The organism is Erwinia sp. AK-PDG3-5 (assembly GCF_056821705.1).
In genome coordinates this window covers 4,088,084-4,101,367 of record NZ_CM165967.1, presented here as the reverse complement: position 1 = coordinate 4,101,367, position 13,284 = coordinate 4,088,084, and the positions used below count along the sequence as shown (strand labels likewise).

Here is a 13,284-nt window from a genome sequence, read left to right as displayed (position 1 = left end):
AGGCGAACCGTCGATCGCTCGGCGGTTTGCCTCTGGATAAGGCAATAATTTGGTAAAAAGCACCGTAAATCGTGCCACCCGCAGCGATGTCGCCAGAGAAGCGGGCACCTCGGTCGCCGTGGTGAGCTACGTGATGAACAATGGTCCGAGGCCGGTTGCGGAAGCAACGCGGCTTCGCGTGCTTGAGGCGATCAAGAAAACCGGATACCGGCCCAACAGCGTGGCCCGTGCCCTGGCTTCCGGGACGACGAAAACGTACGGACTGGTGGTGCCCAATATTTCCAACGCGTTTATCGCGTCATTTGCTCATGCGTTGCAGCAGGAAGCGTTGAGCAACGGCATGGTGATGCTGTTGGGCGATGCAGGTGACAGCCGTCAGCGCGAGCTGGAGCTGATCAACAATCTGCTGAGCCGTCAGGTTGATGGACTGTTTTATAACAGCGTCGATCGCCACCCTTACATCGATGTGATCCAGGCCACCGGCACGCCGCTGGTGATGCTGGACCGGGTCGATCCCAGTCTGAAAGTGAATATTCTGCGCGTGGACGAGCGCGACGCTGCCCGTCAGGTGACCTCGCATCTGTTGAGCCACGGCTACCAGGACATCGGCATTATCTGCGGTCCGCTGGAGCGTTTTAACACCCAGGATCGTCTTGCGGGCTGGCGTCAGGCGCTGGCCGACTTTGGCATTACCGAACGGCCTGAGTGGATATTCCCGACGAGCTATACCCGCGAAGGCGGTTATCAGGCCGGACAGCAAATGCTGAAAAACGACGCGTTACCTCGCGCGCTGTTTGCCAGCAACGAAGCCCAGGCGATTGGCTGTATTCGCGCGCTGTCGGAACACAACATTGCGGTGCCAGAGCAGGTTGCTCTGGTCTGTTTTAACGGAACGGACCAATCAGCGTTTCATGTCCCTTCATTAACCACCGTGCGACAGCCGGTAGGGGAAATGGCAAAAAGGGCCATCGCAATGCTGACAGCCCCGGAAGGCGAGGCACAGCTGAGTGAGTTTGCGCACCAGCTGGAAATAGGCGAATCCTGTGGCTGTTGCTTTAACGACAGCCGCAACGCTGCACCAAAATGATAATAAAAAATGAAAAGATTGATTATTGATTGTGACCCAGGAAACGGCATCGTCGGTGCCAACGTTGATGATGGTCTGGCCATAGCGCTTGCGCTGGGGTCACCCAATATCTCGCTTGAGTTGATTACCACGGTCGCCGGCAACACGCCGTGCGAGCAGGGATTCAACGTAGCGAAAGATTTGATCGAAAATTTAGGCCTGACTATTCCGGTGTTGAAAGGGGCGCCCCAGGCACTGGCCGAACCGCCACAACCCTGGCGTGACGCGCTGGATAATCGGGTGCACGGCAACAAACTGGCGCATTTGTGGCAGGGCGTTCGTCAGCCCGAAGCCTTTGTGGCACCGGAAGAGGACGCGGCCGACGCTATCGCCCGGCTGATTTGTGCCAATCCCGGCGAGATCACCCTGGTGGCGATTGGGCCGTTAACCAACGTGGCGCTGGCAATGGAACGCTACCCGGAGATGGTGGAAGCGGTGCAGGAGATCGCCATTATGGGCGGCGTCTTTGCGCTGGATGACTATATCAAGGACACCAATTTCGGCCTCGATCCTGAAGCCGCGCACAAGGTGCTGAACAGCGGCGCGAACATCACCTTAGTGCCGATGGACGTCACCACCCAGACGCTGATGACGCACAGCGATTTGGATCGGATTGCCCGGCTGAATACGCCGCTGGCGCGCTTTGTCACCGAAACGTTCAGGCCGTGGATGGATTACTCGATACAAACCCGTCATCTGCCGGGCTGCTGGATCCACGATGCGCTGGTGGTGGCCTGGCTGCTGAATCAGCAGGTCGCCAAGGCCGCGGATTATTACGTCAATGTGGAGTTGCGGCCGGGACAGACGCGCGGAAAATCATGGCGCTACCGTCCGCCGTTACGGGTCGACGTGGCGATTGAGCCTTCAACGGCCGGACTGGTTCACGTGCTGCAAACGGTGGATAACCGTCTGCTGCTCTCGATGCTGGAAAAAGCGCTGGCTTAAGGCTGCGCTCCCCTTCGCGGAAGACGGGGAGCCAGTTCATCAGACTCAGGCGACCTTCACCGCACGCTGCCAGCGAATAGCATCAATCACCAGCATCACCACCAGACTGATGCCCATCAACGGCAGGCTCAACGCCAACGCCACGGTAACCACCGTCACCGCAAAACGGCCGCTAAGCGACAGCTGTCGCCAGTGATAAATCAGCGTTTCTGCCGGATGCGGGCCTTGCCCGGCGGCCGGACGGCGCAGCCACCATAAGCGATATCCCATCACAATCATCACGCATAATCCCAGCGCAAAAGCCGCCAGAATCAGCTGGTTCGGCAGGCCAAACAACACCCCCATATGGGCATCGACGCCCCAGCGCGTGAGTTTGGCCAGCAGGCCAAATTGCGCAAACTCCACCTTATCCAGCAGGGCATAGCTGCGCGGATCGACCGACACGCTGTCGACCTGGGTTGGCCAGCGGCGATCGATCTCGCTGACGGTCCAGGCCTTATCGGCGCGGGTGGTGGGACGGATTTCAATCTTGCCGGCGGTAATCCCTGCCGCGCGGGCGGTATGCACCACCGCATCAAACTGCTCCGGTGAGATGCTGACCGACGCCACCGGATTGTCCGACTTCTGCCTGCCTGCCAGTTTGTGTTCCGCATGCTCATCGGCAGGCATGTTCATTTCTGGCATAGCGTGTCCGGCATGTGCATCGGCAGGCATGTTCATTCCTGGCATAGCGTGATCGGCATGTGCATCGGCAGGCATGTTCATTCCCGGCATGCTGTCATCGGCCGGTGCGGCGTTTGGCGTCAGCGCGGTATTCACGGCTGGCGTCAGCCAGCCAAAGTGAGCGCGCATCGACGAGATATTGTCGCCGGCCCAGCGCGACCAGGTCAGGCCGGTGGCCGAGAAGAAGATCAATCCCAGCAGCAGCGCCACGCCCAGCGTGCTGTGCCAGTAGCGGCTTCGCAGCAGGCTTTGTCCGCGTGATCGGCCTTTTTTGATCCGGCCGGGCGCCCGGCTAGTGGCCCACAGCAGCAGTCCGCCTAATGATGCCACCCATAGCCAACTGGCGGCCAGCTCGCTGTAGTTCCGGCCAACGTCGCCCAACAGCAGATTCTGATGCAGATAATCCAGCCAGGTGCGCAGCGGCAGCACGCCGCTGGTGCCATAAACGTTCAGCATGCCGCGTACTTCTAAGGTCTGAGGATCGACGAATACCGCGGTGGTGGCACTGCCGCCGTCTGGCGTGGTGAACATCACCCGCGTGGTTTCCCCGGCAGCGGGCGCAGGACGCAGCGCGGTGATTTTCGCCTGTGGGCCAATAAACGACTCAGCGACCCGAACCTGATCGGCAAGAGAGCGTTCCGGCCCCTGGCTGGCAGTGAACAGCTGATGTGAGTAGAGCGCGTTTTCCAGCTGCGGCGTCATCACGTACAGCGCGCCGGTGAGGGCCGCGACAAAGATAAACGGACCGATAAACAGCCCGATATAGAAATGCAGGCGACGCAGTAATGGCAGCAGGGCGCTGCGCGATTGTTCGGCGCGTGCGGACTGCGCCAGGATTTTTTCTGACATAATATTTTCCATCCGCCTGTTTCCAGGCATGAGCAGGTGCCTGCCGCTATGACGACAGGATATTTTTAGTGTTTAACCGGCTCAGAAAGTGGGTGGGGCGCGGGGATGGAAAAATTGCGGAATAAACCGTGCCACAGCAGGGCGGAACGGCGGCAAATCGGGCAGCTTAGCGGCCTGCAGCGAAGACCACAGCACCGGGAAATTGGTCAAATCTAACGGCAGGTGCGCCAGTAATACGCAGTAGCCGCAGGCGCTGTCATCCATCATCGACATCGGATGGTGCTGCATCATGCGCGCATGTTCAAGCGGCGACATTGTGGCCATGTCCATGCCGTCCATCGGCATATCATCATCCATCGCCATGTCATGATCCATGGCCATGCCCGGCATCATCATCGAATCACGCGCAGCATCGCTCACCAGGGATTTGGAAATCACCGGAGCAATAAACAGCAGCAAAATGGCAACCACCGCCAGCCAGGCCGCAAAGCGGTTGGGCGAACGGTGCATCGGAATCAGCGACAAGCCTTGAACATCCTGGTCAAAAATCCACGGCGGGAGTGTAGCAAATAAACATTTAGCTCCGAAGCATTAACATCGCGGCAGCACCTTACCCCTGCTAACTATTAGGTGGGTAATGAAGTGTTACGCCGGTTTACAGCTTGAATCTTGCGCTGACAAAGACGCGAAGATCGCTATTTACTTACATGCTATAAACAAATAGTTAACATTTCTTGGCCCGATATCCGGGTCTTGGCCGCAGCAAGACAGGATAACCCTATGTTCAACTGGACTTCGACCCAGCGCAATGTTGCTTTCGCCAGCTTTGCCAGCTGGACGCTGGACGCGTTCGACTTTTTTATACTGGTCTTCGTGTTGAGTGATATTGCTACCCACTTCCACACCGAAATTTCGCACGTCTCGCTGGCGATCATGCTGACGCTGGCGGTGCGACCGATTGGCGCGCTGCTGTTTGGCCGCCTGGCCGAACGGTTTGGTCGTCGACCGATTCTGATGGTCAACATTCTGATGTTCTCGATTTTCGAATTGCTGTCAGCCTGGTCTCCCACCCTCGGCACCTTCCTCGCCTTCCGGGTGATCTACGGTATTGCGATGGGCGGCGTCTGGGGCGTGGCCTCATCCCTGGCGATGGAAACCATTCCAGACCGTTCGCGCGGGCTGATGTCGGGGATCTTCCAGGCGGGTTATCCCTGTGGCTATCTGCTGGCGTCAATTATCTTCGGCCTGTTCTATGCCTCGGTCGGCTGGCGCGGCATGTTCCTGATCGGCGCGCTGCCGGTGCTGTTGTTGCCGTTTATCTATTTCAAAGTCCCTGAGTCGCCGGTGTGGCTGGCGGCACGGGAGCGTAAAGAGAGCGCCGCGCTAATGCCGGTTTTGCGCAGCCACTGGAAGCTGTGCGTTTATCTGGTGCTGCTGATGGCCTGCTTTAACTTCTTCAGCCACGGCACGCAGGATCTCTATCCCACCTTCCTGAAGGTACAGCACGGCTTCGATCCGCATACCGTCAGCATCATCGCTATCTGCTATAACATCGCCGCGATGCTCGGTGGCGTGTTCTTTGGCACGCTGTCAGAGAAAATTGGCCGTAAGAAAGCGATGATGATTGCCGCCTGCCTCGCGCTGCCGGTGATCCCGCTGTGGGCCTTCTCGACCGGTTCGGTGATGATCGGGCTGGGCGCGTTCCTGATGCAGTTTATGGTGCAGGGTGCATGGGGCGTGGTGCCAACCTACCTGACCGAGCTGGTGCCGGCCAATACCCGCGCGGTGCTGCCAGGCTTCGTTTATCAGCTGGGTAACCTGATTGCCTCAGTCAATGCCACGCTGCAATCCTCGATAGCGGAAGCGCATGGCAACAACTATGGCCTGGCGATGGCGATTGTCGCCGGCACCGTGGCGGTGTTGATCTGTGTGTTGGTGGCGTTCGGCAGGGAAACGCGCGGGGTGGAGATATCGTCCTCACCCGGCAAGGTGAGCGAACAGTCCCGCTAAGGGAGTAAGCGAAAAGGGCGGTTCTCAGAACCGCCCTATTTTGTTGCCGTCAGGCAGGGATCTCGCAGACGTCGACCCATTTGGCGTCGGTCAGTTGCGCCAGCATCTCGGGCGAAATACGCACCGCACTGTTAATCGATCCGGCTGCAGGCAGCACTTCTTCATAACGCTTCAGCGAGATATCGCACAGGATCTGTAAAGGGGTTTCCAGCCCGAACGGGCAGACGCCGCCGACCGGATGACCGGTCCAGTTCACCACTTCATCGGTGCTGAGCATGCGCGCTTTGGCACCCAGCGTCGCTTTCAGCTTACGGTTATCCAGGCGGGCATCGCCGCGAGTCACAATTAATACCACCCGATCTTTCACCTTCAGCGACAGGGTTTTGGCAATCTGGCCAGGCTCCACATGGTGCGCCCGTGCCGCCAGAGCGACCGTTGCCGTGCTCTCGGCCAGCTCGATAATGCCAATATCAGGGGCGCGCTCGGCAAAAAACTGCCGTACAGACTCCAGGCTCATGCTTTTCTCCCACATAACGAAGCGCATAAAGTTGCCACAGAGCAGACTGACTGTAAACGGGAAGGCGTTAATTTAGCTTAGCGTGCAGTTTCCGCAGCGCTCAACGTCCGGCAGGCGATAGCGCTGGCAGCAGGTACGTCGCTGCATTTCACCGTCGCGCGGGAGCATGGTGCGATAGAAAGGGTTGTCGGAACCGTCCAGCAGGGTTTTGCTGAAGAAGAAGGCGTGTTCGAGTTCGGCGTGCAGCGATTTGCCCAGCAGAGGAGCCAGTTCACCGAGGAACCAGTGCACGGCGAAGCCGGTGTTGTTCCAGATAAGCTTGCCGTTGATATCACCGTGCTGCTCGATGGCGCGCACCGCCGGGATCAGATGCTGGTGGATCAGGCGATCCATACGACGTTGTGGGCTCAGGAAACGGGCTTCTTCATCTTCGCGCACGTCAAACCAGAAGGTTGCCGGGCGGCCGGTTTCATGGAACTCAACGTGGCAATGCTCGGGTGAGCAATCCAGCGGGCGGTTTTCAATCAGCAGTGCCATCATCATCGGCGGCAGCACCAGGCCGAAATACCACTGCGCCCACAGCGATTGCAGCGGCTTGTTTTCGCGTTCCATCTCGCCATGCTCACGGTAGATATAGTCACCGTACTGCGCGTTAAGGCGGCCGAAATTCTCCGGTGTCGACCAGCGGTCCAGCGTCATGCTGCTGGCGGGCGCTTCTTCCCCCAGCTTCACGCTATCCAGGAAATAAGCACGGTGTTCACTGAACAAGGCGCGCAGCGAAGACGCCAGCGAACGATTGCTCTGCAAAAAGATCAGCGGATGTGAACCATACTCAACTGCCTGACGGACGATGGTGGCCATGGGATTTCCAGCGTAAACCGAATACAAAAACAAATGATAATCGTTCTTGATTCTATCTGAGGCCATACGCACAAACAAGCAGCAAATTGTGCGCCGGGGCTTGAAGGCAATCGATAAGAAATCTGGCTGAATTTTGAGCGTATTGGCCGTAATAACAGCAGGGATTACGGGGGCAAGAAAAAACAGGCATAGTGCAACGTTGGAATAGCGGCTTATTCCATAAGCGGGGCATTAGCCAGAACGGTAGAGTTAATTCCAATTACAGGGAATAGCAATGGCTGGGTTATTTCCTGTGATCACCTTCGCTGGAAAATACATTATTGTCGTTTTTTATTAACAACAATTTTTCATTCATCGGCTTAATGTATGAATAATAAATCCGGCAGTGATTATGCCAAATAAACCCGTCAGGCCTGGGATTTGTATTAAGGAGAGCGATAAATTAATTCAAAGTATTGGCCCGGGCGTCCGGGCCAGTTAAAAACATCACATTGCGTCTGCGGGGTGGGAAAGCGGACTTTTAGTTATGTCTTCAAAAGAGAGGATCGTATTACGTCCACGACCTTTTGCCAGATATAGCGCACGGTCGGCATTGGCCAGCGCCGCATCGAAATCATCCTCGATTAAGGGCGCAAACCCCGCGCTGATGGTGACGTGGGTAGCGACCCGGTCATTAAACAAATGCGGGATCTCCAGGTTCAGCACGTACTGGCGAATGCGCTCCGACAGCTTGCGGGCAATCGATTCATTGACGTTGGTCAGCAGCACCAGAAACTCTTCGCCGCCATAGCGGGTCACGATGTCCCTTGAACGCACCGCATCCCGAATCGCCACCGAGACGCGCGCCAACGCCTGATCGCCCATCGCATGGCCGTAGTTATCGTTGTAGGCCTTGAAGTTATCGATATCCAGCAGCAGCACGAAATGGCTGCCCGCGTGGTTCTCGAGGATGTTCTCCAGCCGGTTTTTCAGCCCACGGCGATTGTACAGGCCGGTCAACGGATCGAGCATGCTAAGGTCGCTGTAGGTCTCTTTCTCTTCATACAGCTGCCGCATCAGGCGCAGGGTAAAGTTGTCCCTACGGCGCTGCATCAGGTGGTGCAAGGTAAAGCCAATCAACGGTAGCGCAATGGTAAACAGGATCAGCAGCGTGTTCTGCCCGTGGTCCAGCACCAACACCGCGACGGAAGGCGGAGCCGTATGCAGACAAAATGCCAGCAGATGGTCGCCCAGCGCGATGGCACTGATAAAAAACACGCTAATCAGACTGATTACTAAAAAGCTGCCGTCGAAATAAAATACCGTTTCGTACTTATCGTAAATTTGCCATGTCCACAGCAAGCCGGTAATTACCGCGACCAGATTTAATATCGGAAATTTCCCTGACGGCTTTAAAATCATCCACGCGATTATCACCGCACAAAATAGTGCGATGGCAACCGTGGGAATTGAAAACTGAACCTGTCCCAGTTTCCCTTTAGTGCTACATAAACAAAATAAAGACGTTGCTGTGTTTAAAAAGAGAAAGAGCATCAGCGACAGCCGATGCTTGCTGTTAAGCAATTCATCATAGCTTTGTAATTTCATTATTTTCTACTCGTGACTGCAATGAATAAACCCGCACCATTAACCTAAATTGGCGGACTACATTCGCGCGTGGAATAGTTTCTTTCTGTTATTATTTGGAATTTCTTAATAGTGAACGTGGCCAATTTACCACTTAACATTCGGAGTGTCATCAGCGCGGGAAAAGTTTCAACAGCGGCACGGTAAATTATGCTGCAAAGTGATAAATATTCTTATATGCTATTGGTAATCATTATCATTTGAAAAGGTGTGGGTACGACAATGCTGATAGCAATGGTCACCGCATGTGGACTTTGGGGGGTAAGCTGGATGTTCGGAAAAAAACTGGATAGCGCCTGGGGCGTGTTGCTGCCCTGTGCAGTGATGCCGCTTATCGCCCTGATGAAACTGTCATTCAGCGAATGGCGGGTGATCATGGTGATTGCGCTGTTGGCCACCGTGGCGATGCTCTATCACAAACGGCTGCGTCACTACCTGCTGTTACCTTCCTGCCTGGCACTGGCGGGCGGCATGGCGGCCATATCCGTCAATTTCGGCATGCTTTAACACAGCAGGGGACGGTGAGTCGCAAAGCAATAGCGGATCGAACAGATGACAAACGGATTGCAGCGTGAACACAGAAAGTGATTCAGAGAAAGGCCGTGCAGAGATAATCGGGGGGATGATGCAGAGAAAAGCAGTCAGCCAGTTTCAACGTGGTGCGAAGAGAGGGACTTGAACCCTCACGTCCGTAAGAACACTAACACCTGAAGCTAGCGCGTCTACCAATTCCGCCACCTTCGCATTCTGTTGAACTTAACTTTTTATTCATATCACCGCATTGGTGCGAAGGGAGGGACTTGAACCCTCACGTCCGTAAGAACACTAACACCTGAAGCTAGCGCGTCTACCAATTCCGCCACCATCGCTCGAATGCTGCGTAATATGAACAACGTGATTTATGGTGCGAAGAGAGGGACTTGAACCCTCACGTCCGTTAGGACACTAACACCTGAAGCTAGCGCGTCTACCAATTCCGCCACCTTCGCATACCATCAACACAGGTAAACTGTATTGCAACCACGGAGGCGCATTCTAGAGATTTTCCAGTCTACGTCAACAGTTATTTAGCCACCTTCCCAATGAACGCTGTAAAAAGCGACGTTATCACGGCCAGGTTGGCGAATCAGGCACTTGCTAAGCAAAAAGCGGCGAAATAATCGCCGCTTTGCGGATTAACGCTTGGCTTTCGCCGCGCGCTGTAACACGGCACGGTACACCTTAAACCGGCCATTCTGTAACAGCACTTCATGGCTGCCAAAGGTCTCATCCAAAATCTGCGGATAAGGCAGGAAGGCGTTGGCCACGATGCGCAACTCGCCGCCCATGTTCAGGTGCTTCACCGCACCGCGGATCAGCGTCTGCGCTGCGTCGAGGCTGGTTTGCATGCCATCGTGGAACGGCGGGTTGGAGATAATCATGTCGTAACGCCCGTTAACGTCGGAGTAGACGTTACTGGCAAACACCTCACCTTCCAACTCGTTCACCGCCAGCGTCGCTTTACTGGCTTCGATTGCCGCCGCATTTACGTCAGTCATAAACAGGCGAACTTTCGGCGAGAAGCTGGCGAGCATGGCGGAGAGCACGCCGGCGCCACAGCCCATATCCAGCACTTTGCCTTTCATATGCGGTTTCAGCGTGGAGAGCAGCAGGTTGCTGCCGGCATCCAGACCGTCACGGCTGAACACGCCTGGCAGGGTTTTGATGGTCAGAGGGCCGAGCGGATAGTCGTCCCAGTACTGCTCAACATCAAAGGTCGCCTGAACATCCAGGCTGCCATGATACAAACCACAGCGACGTGCGCTGTCGATTTTGTTCATTTTTGCCCACGGCTCCAGCATCTGTTCTGCACTGCGAACGCCGCTGCGGTTTTCGCCGACCACGAACAGATCGGTGCCCACCGGCAGCAGCGACAGCAGGTTTTCCAGCTGGAACAGCGCTTCCGGTTTGTTCTTCGGCCAGAAGTAGATCAGCGTGTCGCACTCTGCAACGTCTTCGGCTGTCGCCACCAGGCCGTAGCGCGCATTGTCTTCCAGCGTGCGGCTCAGGATCTGCCAGTGATGATATTGCTGGGTATGCACCCGACTCAAAACGGTGTCCAGTTGGGCGGGCAGGTCATCCTGCAGATCGCCAGCAAACAGTACGCGGCGTTGAGTAAATTCATCACTGTGGCGCAGTATCACTTCACTGGCCGGGCTAAATGCAGACATCGGTGGCTCCTTACGAATCAGAGCGGCGATTATACCCAAATTAGCCAGAGTTGCAGCACTGCCCGCCGCATTCCGTTGTTTTGTGCTGTCAGCCGGCGTGCTGAGGGTGGCTTTGTTGGCGCAGAACCGATGGGTTTGCTAGCATAGCGACGCAATCGGGCGACCAGACAGGAATAAAGATGTCCTCCAGACGTGACTGGTTATTACAGCAAATGGGCATAACGCAGTATACGCTGCGGCGTCCGCGTGCCTTACAGGGAGAGGTTGCGGTGTCACTGCCGGAACAGACTCGCCTGCTGATTGTAGCGGACGTGCCGCCTCTGCTCTCGGATCCGCTGATTAGCGATGTGCTCCGCGCGATGCTGATGCGCGAGCAGGAGGTGGTGGTGCTGACCCCGGAACAACTGGCGATGCTGCCAGACGATACCCGTTGTGCGAGCTGGTGTCTGGGTGTAGAACCCGCCGCCGTGCCTGACGGTTCACAGATCGCTTCGCCTGTTCTTGCGGAGCTCTATCATAATGCCGGTGCCAAACGCGCGCTGTGGCAGCAGATCTCCCACTATGAATCAGATTTCTTTACTGACCCCGCACGATCTTGAGACCGCTTTTGCCATTGAGCAGCGCAGTCATGCTTTTCCCTGGACAGAAAAAACCTTCTCCAGCAATCAGGGCGAACGTTACCTGAACTATCAGCTGACCGTCGGTGAGCAGATGGCGGGATTTGCCATTACTCAGGTGGTGCTTGATGAAGCCACGCTGTTTAACCTGGCGGTGGATCCCGCTTTTCAGCGTCAGGGCATTGGCCGGGAACTGCTGGAGCATGTGATCGTCGAACTCGAATCACGTGGCATCCAGACGTTATGGCTGGAAGTGCGCGCCTCAAACCGTCCAGCGATTGCGCTCTATGAGCAGCTGGACTTCAACGAAGTGTCGGTGCGCCGGAATTACTACCCGACGGCGGACGGCAAAGAAGATGCCATTATTATGGCGCTGACGTTATAAGGACCGACTGAAAAATGCTTAAAGACTGGGATTGGATCTTATTTGACGCTGACGATACGCTTTTTCACTTCGATGCGTTTGCCGGTTTACAGCGTCTTTTTCAGCAGTATGACGTGGCCTTTTCCACGGCCGATTACGATGATTATCAGGCGATTAACAAACCGCTGTGGGTTGATTATCAGAATGGCGCCATCAGTGCCTTGCAGCTGCAGCATCAGCGCTTTGAAGGCTGGGCCGCGAAGCTTGCGGTGACGCCGCTGGACCTTAACGACGGCTTCTTAGCGGCGATGGCCGAGCTGTGCGTGCCGTTGGCCGGCGCGGTGAACCTGCTTAACTCGCTTAACGGCAAGGTGAAGATGGGCATCATCACCAACGGCTTTACGGCATTGCAGCAGGCACGGCTTGAGCGGACGGGGTTCCTCGGCTATTTCGACCTGTTGGTGATCTCGGAGCAGGTTGGCTACGCTAAACCGCATCCGGCCATCTTTGATTACGCGCTGGATCAGATGGGCAATCCTCCGCGTGAGCGGGTGATGATGGTTGGCGATAACCCGGATTCGGATATTCTCGGCGGCATTAATGCCGGTCTGGCGACCTGCTGGCTCAACGCCGACAATCGTCCGCGTCCTGAAGGCATCCAGCCTGGCTGGCAGGTAAAAACGCTACAGGAACTGGAAGTGATTCTAAATACTTAAGTTTGAAATTTTTGGTCAAAAATACCCTCACTCTCTGAATGCCAGCACAAATCGCTGGCATTCAGCAAAATAACCCCATTTTTAGATATAAAAACCTGTAGACACCTGTCTCAAAAACCCCACCCGATAAAATCCTAAAAATTAGTGCCAATCGATAATTTTACTTTATGATATTTGATTATTAAAAACATTATTTATATTCCATATTGTTTTAATAAAGCCAAATATTGAGCGAACTCCTGGAAATGTCCTGGGTTTTTTCGCCAGAATATGCAGAATTTTCCTTAATTTTGTAACATTAGATTTTCTTACATTATCGGTGGCGTCTGCGTAGCGTTGAATAATCGATTGGACTCTGTAAACTTGCCGAAAATTTCACAATAAACTGTAACCAATGTCACGGGCGTTTTGCGTTTGCATCAGCTCGTGCGGTAGCTATGGTACCAGGCCTGTTTTTTAATCTATATATAACAGGTAATTAATGTGAAATGTTATTGAAACAAGTAACGAGTACAGGGACTTTGCGTGAGAAGAGTGGCGTAATTCACTACAGTATTATTCACTTCTTTATATAGTATATTTGGAAAGGCCTTGTAGGGTAAACGCGTTTTGCCCCCTGCCTTGTTCGTTAAATGAGCGATATGGACAGCGGAATCGATCCTGTTGCTACACTATTAACCTGCTAAGGAAGCCTTTGCTCTCGTTTCAATGTTACTGAAG

13 protein-coding genes and 3 tRNA genes are annotated in these 13,284 nt (G+C 54.9%); 7 read left to right on the top strand and 9 right to left on the bottom strand.

All coding sequences use genetic code 11. From position 1 onward, the window contains the following. Nucleotides 1-49: 49 nt before the first annotated feature. Both AC1UKS_RS19070 and AC1UKS_RS19065 read left to right on the top strand, forming a co-directional pair. Nucleotides 50-1,087: a LacI family DNA-binding transcriptional regulator gene (locus AC1UKS_RS19070; protein ID WP_482434848.1), complete on the top strand. Its 1,038-nt coding sequence runs from the start codon at nucleotides 50-52 to the stop codon at nucleotides 1,085-1,087. A 9-nt stretch (nucleotides 1,088-1,096) separates the two neighbouring features. Next, entirely contained in the window at nucleotides 1,097-2,071 is a 975-nt protein-coding gene (locus AC1UKS_RS19065) for a nucleoside hydrolase (RefSeq protein WP_482434847.1), read from the top strand. Between the two features lie 45 nt (nucleotides 2,072-2,116). Here the strand turns inward: AC1UKS_RS19065 and AC1UKS_RS19060 are convergent, their stop codons facing one another. Both AC1UKS_RS19060 and AC1UKS_RS19055 read right to left on the bottom strand, forming a co-directional pair. Further along, nucleotides 2,117-3,655 carry a PepSY-associated TM helix domain-containing protein gene (locus AC1UKS_RS19060; protein WP_482434846.1) on the bottom strand — a complete coding sequence of 513 codons (1,539 nt, stop codon included), beginning with the start codon at nucleotides 3,653-3,655 and terminating at the stop codon, nucleotides 2,117-2,119. 69 nt (nucleotides 3,656-3,724) lie between these two features. Beyond that, on the bottom strand, nucleotides 3,725-4,153 hold the full coding sequence (locus AC1UKS_RS19055) for a DUF2946 domain-containing protein (RefSeq protein WP_482437048.1): 429 nt from the start codon (nucleotides 4,151-4,153) through the stop codon (nucleotides 3,725-3,727). 270 nt (nucleotides 4,154-4,423) lie between these two features. On the opposite strand from AC1UKS_RS19055, the gene AC1UKS_RS19050 reads away from it, so the two are divergent. Then, nucleotides 4,424-5,653, top strand: coding sequence for an MFS transporter (locus AC1UKS_RS19050; protein ID WP_482434845.1), 1,230 nt, complete (start codon nucleotides 4,424-4,426; stop codon nucleotides 5,651-5,653). A 49-nt stretch (nucleotides 5,654-5,702) separates the two neighbouring features. Here AC1UKS_RS19050 and AC1UKS_RS19045 read toward each other — a convergent pair whose 3' ends face one another. The 3 genes from AC1UKS_RS19045 to AC1UKS_RS19035 all read right to left on the bottom strand — a co-directional run bounded on the left by AC1UKS_RS19045 (nucleotide 5,703) and on the right by AC1UKS_RS19035 (nucleotide 8,618). Then, nucleotides 5,703-6,170 (bottom strand): YbaK/EbsC family protein, encoded by a 468-nt coding sequence (locus tag AC1UKS_RS19045; RefSeq protein ID WP_041692203.1) that lies wholly within the window; start codon nucleotides 6,168-6,170, stop codon nucleotides 5,703-5,705. 72 nt (nucleotides 6,171-6,242) lie between these two features. Then, on the bottom strand, nucleotides 6,243-7,031 hold the full coding sequence (gene fhuF, locus AC1UKS_RS19040; protein ID WP_482434844.1) for a siderophore-iron reductase FhuF: 789 nt from the start codon (nucleotides 7,029-7,031) through the stop codon (nucleotides 6,243-6,245). Between the two features lie 486 nt (nucleotides 7,032-7,517). Continuing rightward, nucleotides 7,518-8,618, bottom strand: coding sequence for a GGDEF domain-containing protein (locus AC1UKS_RS19035; RefSeq protein WP_265911418.1), 1,101 nt, complete (start codon nucleotides 8,616-8,618; stop codon nucleotides 7,518-7,520). A gap of 261 nt (nucleotides 8,619-8,879) precedes the next feature. Here AC1UKS_RS19035 and AC1UKS_RS19030 point away from each other — a divergent pair, with 261 nt between their 5' ends. Next, on the top strand, nucleotides 8,880-9,164 hold the full coding sequence (locus AC1UKS_RS19030) for a DUF1435 domain-containing protein (protein ID WP_265911417.1): 285 nt from the start codon (nucleotides 8,880-8,882) through the stop codon (nucleotides 9,162-9,164). Between the two features lie 150 nt (nucleotides 9,165-9,314). Here the strand turns inward: AC1UKS_RS19030 and AC1UKS_RS19025 are convergent. From AC1UKS_RS19025 to rsmC, 4 genes are all read right to left on the bottom strand, one after another. After that, nucleotides 9,315-9,401 (bottom strand) — tRNA-Leu (locus AC1UKS_RS19025). Between the two features lie 38 nt (nucleotides 9,402-9,439). Further along, nucleotides 9,440-9,526: transfer RNA gene (locus AC1UKS_RS19020), tRNA-Leu, on the bottom strand. Between the two features lie 33 nt (nucleotides 9,527-9,559). Beyond that, nucleotides 9,560-9,646: transfer RNA gene (locus AC1UKS_RS19015), tRNA-Leu, on the bottom strand. Between the two features lie 186 nt (nucleotides 9,647-9,832). Next, nucleotides 9,833-10,867 carry a 16S rRNA (guanine(1207)-N(2))-methyltransferase RsmC gene (rsmC, locus tag AC1UKS_RS19010; protein WP_482434842.1) on the bottom strand — a complete coding sequence of 345 codons (1,035 nt, stop codon included), beginning with the start codon at nucleotides 10,865-10,867 and terminating at the stop codon, nucleotides 9,833-9,835. 179 nt (nucleotides 10,868-11,046) lie between these two features. On the opposite strand from rsmC, the gene AC1UKS_RS19005 reads away from it, so the two are divergent. The 3 genes from AC1UKS_RS19005 to yjjG are packed head-to-tail and all read left to right on the top strand — an operon-like array spanning nucleotide 11,047 to nucleotide 12,564. Next, nucleotides 11,047-11,466, top strand: a complete 420-nt coding sequence (locus AC1UKS_RS19005) for a DNA polymerase III subunit psi (protein WP_265911415.1) — start codon at nucleotides 11,047-11,049, stop codon at nucleotides 11,464-11,466. After that, nucleotides 11,429-11,869, top strand: coding sequence for a ribosomal protein S18-alanine N-acetyltransferase (gene rimI, locus AC1UKS_RS19000; RefSeq protein ID WP_041691887.1), 441 nt, complete (start codon nucleotides 11,429-11,431; stop codon nucleotides 11,867-11,869). Before AC1UKS_RS19005 ends, rimI begins: the two co-directional genes overlap by 38 nt. A 14-nt stretch (nucleotides 11,870-11,883) precedes the next feature. After that, entirely contained in the window at nucleotides 11,884-12,564 is a 681-nt protein-coding gene (yjjG, locus tag AC1UKS_RS18995) for a pyrimidine 5'-nucleotidase (protein WP_482434841.1), read from the top strand. Nucleotides 12,565-13,284 lie beyond the last annotated feature (720 nt).

Excerpts from the sequence above, each read along its gene's own strand:
- AC1UKS_RS19055 (WP_482437048.1), bottom strand. The coding sequence starts at position 4,153 with ATGCACCGTTCGCCCAACCGCTTTGCGGCCTGGCTGGCGGTGGTTGCC.
- AC1UKS_RS19005 (WP_265911415.1), top strand. The coding sequence starts at position 11,047 with ATGTCCTCCAGACGTGACTGGTTATTACAGCAAATGGGCATAACGCAG.
- AC1UKS_RS19060 (WP_482434846.1), bottom strand. The coding sequence starts at position 3,655 with ATGGAAAATATTATGTCAGAAAAAATCCTGGCGCAGTCCGCACGCGCC.
- AC1UKS_RS19030 (WP_265911417.1), top strand. The coding sequence starts at position 8,880 with ATGCTGATAGCAATGGTCACCGCATGTGGACTTTGGGGGGTAAGCTGG.
- AC1UKS_RS19065 (WP_482434847.1), top strand. The coding sequence starts at position 1,097 with ATGAAAAGATTGATTATTGATTGTGACCCAGGAAACGGCATCGTCGGT.
- rsmC (WP_482434842.1), bottom strand. The coding sequence starts at position 10,867 with ATGTCTGCATTTAGCCCGGCCAGTGAAGTGATACTGCGCCACAGTGAT.
- yjjG (WP_482434841.1), top strand. The coding sequence starts at position 11,884 with ATGCTTAAAGACTGGGATTGGATCTTATTTGACGCTGACGATACGCTT.
- AC1UKS_RS19035 (WP_265911418.1), bottom strand. The coding sequence starts at position 8,618 with ATGAAATTACAAAGCTATGATGAATTGCTTAACAGCAAGCATCGGCTG.
- rimI (WP_041691887.1), top strand. The coding sequence starts at position 11,429 with ATGAATCAGATTTCTTTACTGACCCCGCACGATCTTGAGACCGCTTTT.
- AC1UKS_RS19045 (WP_041692203.1), bottom strand. The coding sequence starts at position 6,170 with ATGAGCCTGGAGTCTGTACGGCAGTTTTTTGCCGAGCGCGCCCCTGAT.
- AC1UKS_RS19050 (WP_482434845.1), top strand. The coding sequence starts at position 4,424 with ATGTTCAACTGGACTTCGACCCAGCGCAATGTTGCTTTCGCCAGCTTT.
- fhuF (WP_482434844.1), bottom strand. The coding sequence starts at position 7,031 with ATGGCCACCATCGTCCGTCAGGCAGTTGAGTATGGTTCACATCCGCTG.